This is a genomic window from Arcicella aurantiaca, from assembly GCF_003148625.1.
In the GTDB taxonomy this organism is placed as follows: Bacteria; Bacteroidota; Bacteroidia; order Cytophagales; family Spirosomataceae; genus Arcicella; species Arcicella aurantiaca.
This window is the reverse complement of record NZ_QGGO01000019.1, coordinates 25,078-41,609: the sequence shown is the minus strand read 5'-3', so window position 1 is coordinate 41,609 and position 16,532 is coordinate 25,078. Positions and strand designations below refer to the sequence as shown.

The following is a 16,532-nucleotide window of genomic DNA, read 5'->3' as shown; positions in this document are numbered from 1 at the left end:
CGAAGAGCCTACTAATCTTTTAGTTCAAAGCCTGACTGGGACTTTTTGTGTAATCTCCAAGCAGGATTATCATTGACATTCTCATAGTTTTTAAATGACAATTCGTCTTCTATAAATTCTTTTCTGAGAGATAATTTACCAATCAAATCCATTAATTGAGCAATAGTTTTTTTTTGTAGTGTCATTGCTCCATTTACTAATTTTTGTTTCAAGAAAAATAGCTCAGAGTCAATCCATTCAATTTCAAGGCTTTTATCTTTTTCATCAAATGAATAGTCTGCTACTACCTGAAAAATTGTAGGGGTATTTATTATTTCTATGTCAGTTTTGCTTGTAGTTGTCATGACCTAAATTTCGATAAGTTTGATATGCTTTTTTATCTCATTAACTTCAATTACCCTAAATTGACTATTATAATTGATAAGAACTTCTTTTTCTGAAGCGTATTTTGAAATGCTCCCAATGTTTTTACCTCTTTGGCAAAAAATCTCAAATCGTATTCGTCCGAATTGGTTACCAATTAATTGACTTCTGCTTGTGGATATAAAAAAAGGTTCAATTATTATTTCATCGTTTTGAAAAGCAGTTAAATATTTATTGTATTCAATATCATTCAAATTTATACTTCTGTACACATTACCAATGAAATTGGGTAGCTTTTCTAAAGATTCATATAAAAGTTGACCAAAGTTGGAGATATTTTCTCCCTTACTGATTCTGAGTTGCTCATTCAAATCTTGATAACCATCCTCTGAATATTTGTAGATAAGTGCTTTTTCAAAAATGTTTAATTCTGGAGCTATAGTTTGTCTCTCAGAATTTTCAATTATTTTAACTTCATCTTTGAGGTAACTATTAGCATATTGTTCAGCACTCATATCAAATAGGTATTTTTTATACAAATATACAAAAAAAGCACTTGTCACTCTGGCAAAAACGTCAAATAACTCAAATCATCTTCCTGAAACATTTCATTGGCTAAATCTTGAAGTTGTTCTGCCGTAACTGCTCTAATCTGAACAAAAAGGTCTTCTAAGCTATCAATTCTATTAATATCCAATAAACTTTTTGCCATCATCAACATAAAACTCATGTTGCCTTCTTCCGACATTGCCATTTGTCCCATCAATTGTTCTTTGGTATTGTGTAACTGAGTTTTTGTAAGTTTTATATCTCTTAATTTTTGTAATTCTTTTAATATCAGAGAATTAACCTTATTTAAACGTTTGGCTTCGGTGGCATACGAAATACTCCAATAACCCGTGTCAATGAATGGCGTGTAACCTGCATCAATAGAATAAACTAAACCGTTTCGTTCTCTGACAGCCAAGTTCAAGCGTGAGTTCATCCCAAAACCTCCTAAAAGATTTACCAACATGAAAAAAGGTAAACGCTTGGTGTCTGAAAGACAATACGCTGTGCGTCCAATGGAAACGTGAGCCTGAGAAATGCCACGAGTAACGCTTTGATTTTGAGGTGAATAAGCCGTAGGAGCAACTCGTGTCAAGTTTGATTTTTTAGCAGGAATATCTTTAAAGAATTTTTCGGCTAATTGTAAAACTTTTTTGAAAGGCATATTGCCAATGGATGAAAAAATCACTCTTTCTGTATCAAGATTTTCAGAAATAAAATCTAATAAATCTTTACGAGTAAAGTTTGAAACACTTTCTTGATTACCAAGTGTATTTTTCCCTAATTGATGATTGGCAAAAATAATATCATCAAAATCATCTTGAATAGCATCTTCGGGCGAGTCGTAATACATCGCCATTTCTTCCAAAATTACGCCACGTTCACGCTCAACTTGTTTATCGGGAAAGATTGAATTGAACGTAATGTCCGACAAAAGTTCCAACGCACGCTCATAGTGTGGCGTAAGCACAGAAGCGTGAAAACAAACTTTTTCTTTGGTTGTATAAGCATTTAATTCTCCTCCGACAATCTCTAAACGGTTGATAATCTGCAAGGAAGAACGTTTTTGAGTGCCTTTAAAAGCCATGTGTTCCCAAAAGTGAGCAAGTCCTTGTTGGTGAGCTTTTTCGTCTCGACTCCCCATGTCGAGCATAATTCCAATATGAGAAATAGTAGTATGCGTAACCTGACGGTGTACGATTCTAATTCCATTAGGCAGGGTATGATGATTGATTGATTCCATTAAAATTTAGCACGACTCCACAATTCGTAGAAGACATAAGTACAAAAATAACTAATTTTATACTTGAAAGATTCATTAGATTGCTTTACACTCAAAAATCAATGATAAATTTATGAAATACCAACGTTGTATAATTCTTGTAATGCTCTTTATTATGTCTTGTTCTTCTACGCAAGATTGTCTTGAAAATATTAATCTCTTACCTATGTATGGGAGTCAGAAAAAATGTCAAGAACAGATTGATATTGACCAAGATTTTTTCAGGGAATGTGATAACGGTTTCAAAAATCGTCAGGAAGCTTCGAAATTTTACACAAAAAAAGCATGGGGATATTTTTATAAAAATGATTACGATACTGCTATGAAACGCTTTAATCAAGCGTGGCTGTTAGATTCTTTAAATGAAGAAACTTATTGGGGATTTGCTAATATTTTAGGAATGAAAGAGAAACCAGAAGAATCTCTTATCTATTTTAATAAATCAATAAAAATTAATCCAAATAATTCAAATGTTTGGCTTGGATTAGGTGTTAGCAATGGTCAAATATTCTTTAAAACACAGAAGCAAGAGTATTTAGATAGAGCGATTGAATGTTTAAAGAAATCTGTTCAACTTAATCCTAAAAATGCCTTAGCTTATGGACAGTTAACCGCTTCATATTCGTATTTTATGGAAAAAGATAGTGCTTTAAAATACTTAGAATTGACCGATAAAATAGACCCAAATGCTATAAATCCAGAGGTTAGAGAAATTTTAAGAAAGAAATAGTCTGAACATAAAATTGATAAAATCGTAAATTGGCAAAATGTGTCTATTCTTCCAAACATTAAACATATTCACGGTACATCAGATAGAATTTTGCCGTATAAATTTGTTTCAGCAGATGTGAAAATAAAGGGTGGAGGTCACTTTATGACAACCAATCGGGCAGAAGAGTTGACACTGAAAATTAGAGAATTATTGTAACTTTGTTAAAAATGAGAATACTATGACAGCTTTCGTTTCAGCACAAGACCAAATAGCTTCTTTTATGGCAGATGTGATGCCACAACAAATATTATCATTCAAATTCTCGAATGACCTTCAACGCCGTATCCAATTATTAACGGATATGAAAAAAAATGGAACAATCTCATCATCAGAATCCGAAGAGTTAGAGAAATATTTAAACTACGATTTATTAATTGGTTTAGCGAAAGCTCGTGCCTATCAACTTGTTGCTAAATGATTCGTATTTCAGAAAAGTTAAGACTACAAGTAGCTCAAAACGCTGATTTTAAGTGTGAATATTGTCTAACACCCGAATTTTTCTTAGCTACCACTTTTCATATTGACCATATACGAAGCGTCAAACACGGAGGGAAAACCATACTTCGTAACCTCGCTTATGCTTGTCCACATTGCAATCAAAATAAAGGTTCAGATATTGCTTCATATTCAAATGACGATGAAATAGTACGTCTCTTTAACCCGAGAATTGATTTTTGGATTGAACATTTTGAAGTATTATCCGATGGAACTATTGCGTCATTGTCTTCCATTGGAGAAGCTACAATCAACACTTTGAGATTTAATCAATTAGAACGCATTATTTTTAGAAAATCATTGATTGAAATTGGCGTTATTTCTTAATTGTATTTTTGAAAATTTACACGACGGACAAGGCTGTCCGTAAAACACAGAATGAAAATAGGTTTTGATGCCAAGCGGGCATACCATAATAATACAGGCTTAGGAAATTATAGTCGATTTATCATTGAGGCATTGCTGAAATATGCTCCTCAGCATGAATATTTGGCTTATACGCCTAAATCAGGTGTTAGAGATTTTGGCATTAAATCTGTTACGCCTAAAAAGAAATTTTTGTGGCGTAGTTGGTTGATTAAGAATGATTTAGAGCGTGATAAAGTAAATGTTTATCATGGATTAAGTAACGAATTGCCTTTCGGAAGTATTCCTAAAGAGATAAAAACAGTAGTTACCATTCACGATTTAATTTTTGAAAGATACCCTCGACTATATCCATTTTTTGACACGCTCATCTATAAAATCAAGTTCCGACAAGCCTGTAAAAAAGCGGATGTTATTGTTGCCGTTAGCGAACAGACCAAAGAAGATATTGTTGAATTTTACGGTACAAATCCTGATAAAATTAAGGTAATTTATCAAGATTGTGACGAGGCTTTTCAAGTAAAACAAAGCTCCGAAACTATTAAAAATGTTACTGAAAAATATGGAATTCGGAAGAAATATATTTTGTCAGTAGGGTCAATTATTGAACGTAAAAATCAGTTTTGTTTGGTTGAAGCCTTTCAAAAATTGAATTTGAGTAATTATCAATTGATTTTGGTTGGAAGTAAATCGAAATATCAAACTCAAATTGAAGATTATATACAAAAGTATGATATTCAGAATGTTAAGATTTTGAATAAAGTCCCATTCCAAGATTTGCCCGCTCTTTATCAAGGTTCTTCGCTCTTTGTTTATCCTTCTTTTTTTGAAGGTTTTGGCATTCCTATCGTGGAGGCTTTACATTCGGGCGTGCCTGTTATTGGAGCAACGGGGTCATGTCTGGAAGAAGCAGGTGGCGAAGGGGCTTTATATGCCGACCCCGCCAGTTCAACTGATTTAGCCAATAAAATCTTACAAGTTTTAGCCAATAAAGATTTGCAAAAACAATTGATAGCAGCGGGACAAAAACACGTTGAACAGTTTTCTGCCAAGAACATTGCTGAACAATTAAACGAATTATATCAATCATTGTAACACAGACTTCAGTCTGTAAAAATAAATATACAGACTGAAGTCTGTGTTACTAAATACTATCATGGATTTTTTACCACAAAATATCAACGATTATTCAGAAAATCATACTTCTCCCGAAAGTTATTTGTTAGCACGATTAAATCGTGAAACTCACGTTAAAATATTACAATCCAGAATGTTGTCAGGACATATTCAAGGGCGAGTTTTATCGATGTTTTCGCACATGATGCGTCCCGAAAATATCTTGGAAATAGGGACTTATACAGGTTATTCAGCTCTTTGTTTGGCAGAAGGATTGACCGAAAATGGCAAAATTATCACCATTGATGTCAACGAAGAATTGGAAGATTTTACCAGAAAATTCTTTAACGAATCTCCATTAGCAAACAAAATTGATTATCGAATTGGTGATGCAGGAGAAATTATTCCGACATTGACAGAAACATTTGATATGGTTTTTATTGATGCCGATAAAATGAACTATCATAAATATTATGACTTGGTTTTTGATAAAGTGAAAATTGGTGGTTATATCATTTCTGATAATGTACTTTGGAGTGGTAAAGTGGCTGATATTCAAGAAGGTAAGAAGATAGATAAAGACACTCAAAATCTTCTCAATTTCAATAAAATGTGCCATGACGACCCAAGAACAGAAAATCTTTTAATGCCAATTCGAGATGGATTAATGATTTCGAGAAGGTTAGTTTAGAGTAGAAAAAAGGAATGACTAATACTCATTCCTTTTTTGTTAATATACAATTCTGAAAATTGGCACGGCATTTGTGAAGGCATCATTGTAGGTATGTAAAGGCTCAATATTTCTGAATCCATCCTGGTCATTCTGCAATCACATAATCCATATCAGTAAAATGAAAAATCCGCCAATTGTTCATCTTACTGTGCTACTACTTTATTTAGCTTCTTTTTGCTCAGTAGCCCAGTCTTACCCCGTGCCAGAAACCGTAGAGTTTGCTGGTGTCAGCATCAATATTTCTAAAGATGCTCAGGGAATAATTCAAAACGACATCAAAACTCTTTTGGGGAACAAAACCTATCTAAATGCGAAATTAGACCGTGTTGCTTTATATTTTCCAATCATCGAAACAATGTTGGCAGATGAAGGTATTCCCGAAGATTTCAAATATTTGGCAGTACAAGAATCTGGACTTTTACCAGATGCTGTGTCAAAATCAAATGCAGTAGGTTTTTGGCAATTTAAAAAAGAAACGGCAATGGAATTTGGTCTAAGAGTGGACGACCAAATCGACGAGCGTAAAAATATTCATGCGTCCACAAGAGCCGCTTGTTTATATCTAAAAAGAAATAATTTAGTATTGAATAACTGGATTTCTTCCCTGAATTCTTATCGTACAGGTTTGAGCAATGTTTATAAATACATTGCGAAAGAATGGTACGGCTCAAAAGAAATTTCAGTAACTGCCAAAACAGATTTTTATGTATTGCGTGCTATTGCTCATAAATTAGTCCTTGAAAAAGAAATCGCCAAATATAAACCGTCAGACATTACTTTTTTTGAATATACTTTCAATGCAGGAAAAGCTATTTCGTTTATTTCCAAAGAGTTAGTTGTTTCTGAAGATGATATTTGGAAGTATAATCGTTGGATGAGTGGAACAACTGTTCCAGAAGATAAACCTTATACAATGTTGATTGCTTTGTCGGAAGATGAAATTGCTCCGATGAAAGAAAAAGTGCTAACCATGAACGGTAAAGCAGACATTTTTACGGAAGATTTAGGTTTTCCTGTTTTAACAAGAATTACAGCTAAAACAAAAAATAAAAATGTACCAATTTTCTATAATATCAATAACAAAGCAGGTATTCAAGCACAAGTAGGTGACGACGTAGAGTCAATCTGTGTGAGAGCTGATTTTGACGTAGAAGATTTTATTAAGTTCAACGATTTAGCAGATGGTTTAGACACGAAAATTGTTCCGAACGAAATTTACTACTTAGAGAAAAAAGCAAAAAAAGCTCCCGTGCCTTTTCATACCGTGACAAACGCCACAGAACAAAGCCTTTGGAAAGTTTCGCAGATGTACGGAATTTGTTTGTCTAAATTGTTGAAATATAATCGTTTAGATGCTCCTCAGCGTTTGGTAGATGGGAGAGTGTTATGGTTACAAAAAACTCGTCCATCCAATAGTCCTGTGGAAGTAATTACTGTACCAAACAAACCAGTTATCAAAGAAATTGCGAAAAATACAGAAGTTGTAGCCTCTAAAAATGTTTCACAACAAAAAGAAGGTGAAGGTGTGAAAGTGGTTGATTTGACGTTGACAGAAGCGAAAGAGCCAAAAGCTACTCCCGTTAAAGAAGAAGTAGTTGCTCAAACAACAGAAACAGAAGAATTTAAGCCAAATATTCCTGTACAAATTCATCAAGTAACCAATTATACGCATACTGTAACAAGCGGAGAGAATTTTTATAGCATTGCTCGAAAATATAATATTTCAGTGAGTGATGTTTGGGCTTGGAACAAAATGAATAAAGATGTAAAATTAGGAATTGGCAAGAAATTATTAATAAAATTTGGTCATTATTATGAGCCAACATCAGGTACTTTGGCTCAAGGAACTAAGTAGTAACATTATAGATTTGGGTTTGATTGATGGTAAAGCCTCTCGAAATTATTTTTCGGGAGGCTTTCTTTTTGCACAATGTTATTTTATGAACCTTAATTTTAACTTGCAAAAGTCAGAATAATGATAAATATTTTTAAATAAAGTATTATTTATGGTTTTTTTATAATTTTTTTAATTGAAAAAGTTTTGTTTTTGTATTATTTTAATAAATATTTATATAATATTTATCATGATGTGGTAAGTATAAATTACCTTTTTCAATACAATAAATCATACTTAATCATTTAACTTTTATGAAAAAAAACTACTCAATTCCCATCGGAAAGAGATTCCTTTTGCTATTCGTATTTGTGTGTTGCTCACTTGTAGCTATTTCCCAACGAAAAATTACAGGTAGAATTATTGACAATGAAACAAAGGCGGGCGTTCCTGGTGCAAGCGTTCAGGTGAAAGGTACCAATAAGGGTACAACCTCAAGCAATGATGGTGCATATACTATTGATGTTCCGAATAATGCTACTTTGATATTCTCATCATTAGGTTTTTCTTCACAAGAAATCGCAGTTGGCGGTCAAGAATCAATCAATGTTTCTTTAATAGTTGATGTAAAATCTTTATCAGAAGTAATCGTTACGGGTTACGCTTCTCAACGTAAAAAAGATATTACAGGTGCGGTAACAGTAGTAGGTGCAAAAGAATTAACTGCTTTGCCAAGTGCCAGTGTTACCCAAATGTTGCAAGGTAGAGCTGCTGGGGTTACGGTTGGTAATGATAACTCTCCCGGAGGAGGAACAATGGTACGTATTCGTGGTTTTGGTTCAATCAACAATAACAGTCCCTTGTATGTAATTGACGGTGTACCAACGCAAGGAACACTTAACCAAATCAACCCAAATGATATTGAGTCGATGCAAGTATTGAAAGATGCTTCGTCTGCCTCTATTTATGGAGCTCGTGCTGCCAATGGTGTGGTTATCATCACAACCAAAAGAGGAGCTGTGGGAGAATCAAAAATTACATTTGATGCTTATACAGGGATTCAAACGGTTGGAAAAACACTTAGTTTGTTGAATACCAAAGAATTGGGACAGTATTATTATGAATCTGAAATTGGAGCAGGAAAAGCCGCAGGAACTTCTCCTTCAGCACAATATCGTTTTACATCTACGGGTGAGCAAACCATTGCAGATTATATCTATCCAAACGTTTATGGTACCTTACCTGCTAATTATACTTATACAAATGACATTGCAGACCCTAAATTGGGTGTAACTGCATTCAACATTACGAAAGCAAATAAAGAAGGTACAGACTGGCAACGTGAAATATTTGGTCCTGCTAAAATCTCTAACTTCCAATTAGGAGCAACAGGAGGAACTAAATCAGGTAGATATGCCATTTCTGGTAATTATTTCAATCAAGATGGTATCTTGAAATATACAAATTACACTCGTTATTCGGTAAGAGCCAACACTGAATTTACAAGAGGTAAATTGACTTATGGAGAGAATTTTACTTTATCTTATGATGAAAAAGTAGGTATTACAAACGGTGCTGCGGGTTTTCCGAGTGGTAACAATAATGAAAGTAATCCTATTATGTTTGCTATTCGTGTTCAGCCAATTATTCCTGTATTTGATATTACGGGTGGACCTGTTGCTTTGGGTGGAACAAATACTTCTGATTTCAACGGTTTTGCAGGAAGTAGAGGTTCAAACCTTGGAAATGCTCCAAACCCAGTGGCAAGATTATGGCGTGAAAGAAATAACGTAGTAAAAGGAACGCATATTTTCGGAAATATCTTCGCAGAATATGCTCTCATTGCAGGTTTGAAAATCAGAACAAGTTTAGGCGTTGAATTTAACAACTATAACCTTTCTCAATATTTCAACCGTGATATTGAAGCCGCAGAACCACGTAGCTCAAACAGTTTAACAGTATTTAATAACTTTGATAGAGCCGTAACATGGTTTAATACAGTTAATTATGCAAAAACGATTGGAAGCCACAGCTTTAATGTGTTGGCAGGAACAGAAGCCGTTACTACTTACGCATTTGGTTTTAATGCTGGTCGTAGTAATTATGCTTTTGATGACCCTTCTTATCAATACTTAAATCTTGGAGCTGCTGCTGGTTTATCAAATGCTGGAGCTGGTGCAACGCTTAGTAATTTGTTCTCTTTGTTCGGAAAAGTGAATTATAGCTACAAAGATTTCCTTTTGGCTGACTTTACGATTCGTAGAGATGGTTCTTCAAGATTCTCTCCTGCGTACCGTTATGGAGTGTTCCCTGCATTCTCATTGGGCTTACGTTTAACAGAAATGGAGTTCATGAAAAAACAAACTTTGTTTGAAGATTTAAAAATCAGAGGAGGTTGGGGCGTAACTGGAAACCAATTAATTCCAAATGTGTACAATGCTTATACTTTGTACAATCCAGACCCACTTAACAATGCTTATGATATTACAGGTTCTGGAAATGCCATTGCTAACGGTTTTGACTTAACACAATTCGGAAACCCGAACGGTAGATGGGAAACTAACACTTCCACAAACATTGGTATTGATGCAAGTTTGTTGAAAGGAAAATTGGAAGTAATTGTCGATTTATACACTCGTACTACTTCAAATATGCTTACCCAAGTGCCAATTCCAAGAACTGCGGGAACGGGTACAATTCCTTACGTAAATATTGGAGAAGTAAACAACAAAGGACTTGACTTGAATATTACTTACAAAGATAAAATCGGGGATTTCAGATATACTGTAAGCGGAATGTTCAGTACGTACAAAAACAATGTGGTAAAATTGAACGATGACCCTAATGCAACAGTATTTGGATTCTCGACTCGTCTTCCTGCCATTTCGGTAACAAAAGCAGGCTTACCAATTGCGAGTTACTACGGATATATTGTAGATGGTGTAATTAAAGATGATGCAGAAGCGGCGACTGCTCCAAAATTCGGAACATACACAAGAGCAGGTGTTTTCAAGTTTAGAGATATAAATGGTGATGGCGTAATTACGGCTGCTGATAAAACAATTATTGGAAATCCGCACCCAGATTTTACTTATGGTTTGAATCTAAATTTAGGGTATAAAAACTGGGATTTAGCCATTTTCGCACAAGGTTCTCAAGGAAATCAAATCTTTAACTATTTGAAATACTGGACAGATTTCAACACTTTTCAAGGAAACCGCTCGACAGATATGTTGTATAATTCTTGGAAGAAACAAGGAGATAATGCTTTGTTGCCACGTCTAAATTCACAAGATGGTACAAGTCAGCAAATCTCAACATATTTTGTTGAAGATGGCTCTTATATGCGTATCAAAAATATTCAATTGACTTACAACGTTCCTGCGGCATTCTTGACAAAAATCAAGTTAAGTTCTGCTCAAATTTATATTCAAGGTCAAAATTTACTCACTTTTACAAAGTATAAAGGTTTAGACCCAGATATTAATTTAAGAGCTTCTGGAACAGACAATCAAGATATTCACATGGGTATCGACGAAGGTGCTTTCCCAGTTGCTAAATCTTATAACGTAGGCGTTAGATTAGGCTTCTAATTTTTCTGTAAGTCAACAAAGTATTTTTAAATAGCAATAAACGTCTTTGTGTTATATCAAAAATATGGTTTGCCTATTGTGTATAACATAAAGCATTTAATAAAATATCATGAAAAAATTATTGATACTCGGACTACTTGGACTAACATTCTCTTGTTCAGAGTCTTTCTTTGATATTCAACCGCAGGGAGCTGCCTCTTTGGTATCATTAAGTAATAAAAATGGGGTGAATGCCATATTAATTGGTGCTTACTCGCTTATGGATGGAGTAGGAGCTGGAAATACAGGTCGTCAGTCCACAATTTCAAATTATGTATTTGGCGGTATCACGAGTGGCGATGCCGTGAAAGGTACAGATATTGGTGACCAACCAGAACAAGAATATATTGAACAATATAACTGGTTGTCGGACAATACATACTTTTTAGGGAAATGGCAACATTCTTACGATGGCGTAGCTCGTTGTAACGAAACCATTCAGCTCGTTCAAAGCCCTGACATAAAAGATATGACTGATGCCGAGAAAACACAAGTGATAGCTGAAGCGAGATTTTTGAGAGGACATTATCATTTTGAGGCAAAGAAAATGTGGAATAACGTTCCATACATTGACGAAAAAACGTATGTAGCGTCTGACCCAAATTCTACTAAAATTCCTAATGATAAGGATATTTGGTCAAATATTGAGGCTGATTTTACGTTTGCCGCAGCAAATCTTCCAGCGGTACAATCTCAAAAAGGTAGAGCCACGCAATGGTCAGCAAAAACGTATTTAGCAAAAGCTTTAATTTTCCAGAAAAAATATGCTGCTGCTAAAACATTATTAGAAGATGTTTTGAAAAATTCGGGTAAGAAATTAGTAAGTAATTACCATGAAAATTATAGAAACATTACCAATAATAATGCAGAGTCAATTTTTGAAGTAGAATTTTCTGTAAATGATGGTACAAACGGTAATAATGGAAATGCAGGAGATAACTTAAACTGGCCATATTCTGCGAATGCACCGGGTAGAGGATGTTGTGGATTTTATTTGCCATCACAAAATTTAGTGAATGCTTTTAAAACGGATAAAGACGGATTACCAATGATTGGTTCATCTGCTGACGGAACTGCTGATACTTATAACCAAGTAGATTTACCAAACGACCAAGGCTTGAAGTCTGACCAAGCGTTTAATTTAGATAGAACCGTGGCTGTTGACCCTCGTTTAGATTGGACTGTTGGACGTAGAGGTGTAAATTTCCTTGATTGGGGACAAATGCCGGGATATTCATGGATTAGAAATCAAAATTATTCTGGACCTTATACGGGTAAAAAATGGATGTATTATTTAGCAGATGAAGGAAGTTCAACTCACTCAACTTCAAGAAGAAACGTAAATAATAACTATCGTTTATTGAAATTGTCGTCGGTAATTCTTTGGTTAGCAGAATGTGAAATTGAATTAGGAAATTTGCAAGCAGGTGAAGACTATGTAAATATGATTAGAAACCGTGCAAAAGGAGGTTCTGTACAAGATGCGTCTATCAATTATATGGTAAATCCTTATCCAAAAGGAACATTTACTACTAAAGGAGCAGACTACGCACGTAATGCAGTACGTATGGAAAATCGTTTAGAATTTGCGATGGAAGGTCACCGTTTCTTTGATTTGGTACGTTGGGGAATTGCAGAAAAATACTTGAACAAATACGTTCAGGAGGAGTCTAAAGATGGAAAGGATTTATCAGGACGTACTTATAACAAAAGAGGTTATTTAGTAGGAAAAGTATTTAGTTCAAAGAATAATTACTTCCCATTACCCAATGACGAAATTTTGAATAGCCAAAAGAATGGTCAGCCAACGTTGAAACAAAATGCTGGTTATTAAGCATTGATTCAATAAAATTCTGATTGAAGTGAAAAAGCAAGAGCCAATTTCTCAGTGATGGGAAATTGGCTTTTACTTTTTCAATCTATTTCTTAATCACAATTTTCTGACCAACACTTACGGAGAAATTCTTGATATTATTCCATTTTACGACTTCATCAACAGTAACACCATAAATTTGAGAAACTCTAAAAACGGTTTCACCTGCTTTCAAAATATGATATTTGTAATTGTTATTTTGGGTAGCTTGAGACGTTGTAGTTGTTGGTTCATTTGAAGAATTTGGAATGACATTGCCACCCAAAATCACTAATTCTTGCCCAATTTCAACGGTATTATGGGATAAATTATTCCAACTTTTAATGCTCTCAACACTTACACCATAAGTTTTTGAAACTCGATAAATTGTTTCTCCTGCCTGTATTGTATGAATAATTTTATAATTCGGTTTTGTATTGACTGCGGCAGGCGTAAATGGTTTGTTAACGGTTGTAGGCGTAGCGGGTGCGGGCGTATAAACCGTTGTTGGTGCTGTATTTACAGGCGTTGTTGTAATGGTTGGACTTGGGTTTGTTGATGCCACCTCAATATTTTCAGCAGGAGACGTCACCACTTCTCTGACAATCGTTGTTGTTGTATTTTCTGGTGTTGGAATCGGCTTGTTTGCAGGAGGATATGTATAAGTTGTCGTTGTTTTAGGCTCTGTTCTGGTTGCTCCTGTAATTGGCGTTGAGCTTGGTTGATATACTTTTATGGTTTGTCCAATTCTTAACGGACTCCCAGAATACATATCGTTTAAACTGTACAATTCATCTACTGACATATTGTAAAGTCTTGCAATGCTAAAGAAAGTTTGCTTCGGTTCAACAATATGACTTTTAATAATTTTATTTGATTTCCCACTATTTGAAGTCGGGTTATAAACCACAGGAGGAGGCGTAGATATACTTGAAGACGACGGTTTCGTGGTCACGGAAGTATTACTTGCCTGAGTATTTGTATTGTCTAAAGGTTTAGTGCTTGGTGTATTTACAGGTTTCGAAGGAGTGGTAACGATAGGGTTATTTGGCTCATTTTTAGTCTCAATAATTGTCACTTCTGATTGATTATTCTGTGGAGGTGTTGGCTTTTTGGTTGCTGGTGGAGTTACGGGTTGTTTTTTAGGTTCAACAGCTACTGGTTTTTCAATAATAGTAACGGGCTTATCTTCTGGAGACTGTACATATTCAACACTTTGTCCTTCTGGACGAGTTTCAATTAACCACAATAAACGACCTTTTTGAAGTCGTTGAATTTGAGTAATACGGTTTTTTGTCATTAAATCCTCCAATTGCACACCGTACATTTGAGAAATTTTCCACAGCGTTTCGTATCCTTCTACTGTATGATATGCCACCACAGCACGGCGGTCTTTTCTCTTTAAATAATAAACTTCATTAGGAATAATTCTGTCGTTATCATCAAGGTCGTTGAATTTCAAGAAACGCTTTAAATTAATTCCTGCACGTTCTGCAATACTTTCTGGCGTATCTCCCTGACGAGCTAAAATCCCTTTTTTACCATTTATTTCGTAAAATATTGGTTCATCTTTAGTAGCTGTATTTGTTAGTTTAACCAATACAGGAAAACCTAAATCTTTATTAACCGCAACTTGGTCTTCAGAAAACTTCTGTTGGTCATTTTTAATTTTTAAGTCTAAATATTGCTGACTATTCACAGGAAGATAAACGATATAATCTTTATCGTCTGGAATAGTGGTTGATTTCAACCACGTATTATTAACAATAACATCAGCTAAAGGAACTTCTAATTCTTGAGCAATATCAGTTAAGTTTTTTCCTCGACTATTGGTATATTCAAAAATATAATTGCTCGAAACTTGATTTTTAGATTGTTTATATTGTTTTTCCAAGAAATGACGATGTGCCAAAAAGCGTAAAACGTACCAATCAGTAGAAGCGTTTACGGATACTTCATTTTTATAAGCCCAGTCAATATCACTCATTCTTCGCACCGCTCCAAGTCCTAAACGATAGGAAAGCAATGTTGAAACCCAGTTTTTTAAAATTAAATTATTTCTTGAAAGATAAACCGCTGCTCCTTTAGTTGCGGCTGCGATATGCTTACGTTCGTCGATAACGCCATCAACTCTCATGCCTACTTCCTGAGCAGTTTCTCGCTTGAATTGCCAATATCCAATAGCATTGGAAGTAGAAATGGCATCTGGATTAAAAGCACTTTCTTGTACACATAAGTATTTGAATTCGTCGGGAACGCCTTCTTCAGCCAATATTTTTTCAATAATTGGAAAGTATAAATTCATTTTTGTAGTCAATGAATTCAAATATTTTTGATTAGCATTGAGATTGTCAATTTCTCTTTCAATGATAGCTTTTGCATCTGACTCAATCTTGACATTGACAGAACCCACAAAAAGGCTACGTGGAAGGTCTTGTGCCGTTGCCCAAACACAAGTAAGAAAAGCCAATATTAGCAGCGAAAGACGCTTTTTCATAAATAAGGAATATTTTATGGGTGATAGTTACTTTATTTTCAAGGAAAACAAAATAGCATCTTTATCTAAATCATTGGCGGTTTATTTAGACAACCTTTTAGATAGGTTAATACAAAAATAAATAAAAAAAAGCAAAATATTCATTTGTATAAACTTTGCTGAACCGCATCTTTTAAATCTTAGTCAATAAAAATGCCAAGTCGTTTAAAAGTACCAGATTTAACGTAATTTTGTGAGATTATTTATTGTAACACTCGGTGCTGAGTTTGAGATATTGAAATTAGGGAAGTAATAAATAGACTGAAAAATAGTAGAATTTATTGCTTACTACATAAAACATTTTAAAATGATATTGATAGAAAATACTGTCATTAGTGATGATATAGCTGAAAAATTCTTCGTTTGTGACCTCCTTAAATGTAAAGGTGCTTGCTGTGTTGAAGGAGATTTAGGAGCTCCTCTTAATGATGACGAATTGCCGATTATGGAGGAAATCTATGAAACAGTAAAACCATATCTTTCAGAAATTGGTATTCAAGCCATTGAAAAAGAAGGCGTTTATGTAAAAGATTGGGAAGGAGATTATTCAACACCAGTGATAGAAGGGCGTGAATGTGCGTATGCCATTTACGACGAAAGAAATATCTTGAAATGTGGAATTGAGCAAGCGTATCTTGATGGTAAAATCTCATGGAAAAAACCGATTTCTTGCCATTTGTATCCAATCAGAATTACAAAATACGAACATTACGAAGCCCTAAATTACGACCGTTGGCATATTTGTTCTGATGCTTGTTCGCATGGAGAAAATTTGGGCGTTGAAGTTTATAAATTTTTAAAAGAACCACTTATCCGAAAATACGGAGAGGCTTGGTATCAAGAATTATTACAGGAAATTAAAGATAGAGAGGAGGAGTAAAAAATTGGTTCAAGCCTCCAGCCTTGAACCACAATAGAGCCTCAAGGCTCGTAGAATGTAAATTAGTTCCGTGAGTCTGGAGACTCATATTCGTTCAAGTCTGGAAACTTGAACGAGAGCAA

At 34.6% G+C, this 16,532-nt stretch carries 14 protein-coding genes; 10 read left to right on the top strand and 4 right to left on the bottom strand.

The features are described from left to right. Window positions 1-11: 11 nt before the first annotated feature. Genes LV89_RS16590 through LV89_RS16580 form a run of 3 tightly spaced genes read right to left on the bottom strand, consistent with a single transcriptional unit; the run spans window position 12 to window position 2,155 of the window. On the bottom strand, window positions 12-344 hold the full coding sequence (locus LV89_RS16590) for a hypothetical protein (RefSeq protein WP_109744042.1): 333 nt from the start codon (window positions 342-344) through the stop codon (window positions 12-14). Window positions 345-347: 3 nt separating this feature from the next. Next, a complete protein-coding gene (locus LV89_RS16585; protein WP_146199185.1) occupies window positions 348-878 on the bottom strand; it encodes an ADP-ribosyltransferase in 531 nt (176 codons plus the stop codon). A gap of 44 nt (window positions 879-922) precedes the next feature. Beyond that, on the bottom strand, window positions 923-2,155 hold the full coding sequence (locus LV89_RS16580; protein WP_109744040.1) for a M16 family metallopeptidase: 1,233 nt from the start codon (window positions 2,153-2,155) through the stop codon (window positions 923-925). Window positions 2,156-2,267: 112 nt separating this feature from the next. Between LV89_RS16580 and LV89_RS16575 the strand changes: the two genes are divergently transcribed. The 9 genes from LV89_RS16575 (at window position 2,268) to LV89_RS16540 (ending at window position 12,976) form a co-directional block, all read left to right on the top strand. Further along, entirely contained in the window at window positions 2,268-2,924 is a 657-nt protein-coding gene (locus LV89_RS16575; protein WP_109744039.1) for a tetratricopeptide repeat protein, read from the top strand. Window positions 2,925-2,963: 39 nt separating this feature from the next. Beyond that, on the top strand, window positions 2,964-3,122 hold the full coding sequence (locus LV89_RS25260) for a hypothetical protein (protein ID WP_158279612.1): 159 nt from the start codon (window positions 2,964-2,966) through the stop codon (window positions 3,120-3,122). A gap of 22 nt (window positions 3,123-3,144) precedes the next feature. Continuing rightward, window positions 3,145-3,384 (top strand): hypothetical protein, encoded by a 240-nt coding sequence (locus tag LV89_RS16570; protein ID WP_109744038.1) that lies wholly within the window; start codon window positions 3,145-3,147, stop codon window positions 3,382-3,384. Then, on the top strand, window positions 3,381-3,788 hold the full coding sequence (locus LV89_RS16565) for an HNH endonuclease (protein ID WP_109744037.1): 408 nt from the start codon (window positions 3,381-3,383) through the stop codon (window positions 3,786-3,788). Before LV89_RS16570 ends, LV89_RS16565 begins: the two co-directional genes overlap by 4 nt. 51 nt (window positions 3,789-3,839) lie before the next feature. After that, window positions 3,840-4,922 (top strand): glycosyltransferase family 4 protein, encoded by a 1,083-nt coding sequence (locus tag LV89_RS16560; RefSeq protein WP_109744036.1) that lies wholly within the window; start codon window positions 3,840-3,842, stop codon window positions 4,920-4,922. A gap of 61 nt (window positions 4,923-4,983) precedes the next feature. After that, window positions 4,984-5,634, top strand: a complete 651-nt coding sequence (locus LV89_RS16555; RefSeq protein WP_109744035.1) for an O-methyltransferase — start codon at window positions 4,984-4,986, stop codon at window positions 5,632-5,634. Between the two features lie 160 nt (window positions 5,635-5,794). After that, window positions 5,795-7,531: a transglycosylase SLT domain-containing protein gene (locus LV89_RS16550; protein ID WP_109744034.1), complete on the top strand. Its 1,737-nt coding sequence runs from the start codon at window positions 5,795-5,797 to the stop codon at window positions 7,529-7,531. A 293-nt stretch (window positions 7,532-7,824) separates the two neighbouring features. Continuing rightward, window positions 7,825-11,103: a SusC/RagA family TonB-linked outer membrane protein gene (locus LV89_RS16545; protein ID WP_109744033.1), complete on the top strand. Its 3,279-nt coding sequence runs from the start codon at window positions 7,825-7,827 to the stop codon at window positions 11,101-11,103. A gap of 109 nt (window positions 11,104-11,212) precedes the next feature. After that, window positions 11,213-12,976, top strand: coding sequence for a RagB/SusD family nutrient uptake outer membrane protein (locus tag LV89_RS16540; protein ID WP_211321222.1), 1,764 nt, complete (start codon window positions 11,213-11,215; stop codon window positions 12,974-12,976). An 85-nt stretch (window positions 12,977-13,061) separates the two neighbouring features. On the opposite strand, the gene LV89_RS16535 is transcribed toward LV89_RS16540, so the two are convergent. After that, entirely contained in the window at window positions 13,062-15,491 is a 2,430-nt protein-coding gene (locus LV89_RS16535) for a LysM peptidoglycan-binding domain-containing protein (RefSeq protein WP_109744031.1), read from the bottom strand. 346 nt (window positions 15,492-15,837) lie between these two features. On the opposite strand from LV89_RS16535, the gene LV89_RS16530 reads away from it, so the two are divergent. Next, window positions 15,838-16,410, top strand: coding sequence for a DUF3109 family protein (locus LV89_RS16530; RefSeq protein ID WP_109744030.1), 573 nt, complete (start codon window positions 15,838-15,840; stop codon window positions 16,408-16,410). The last annotated feature ends 122 nt before the right edge of the window (window positions 16,411-16,532 follow it).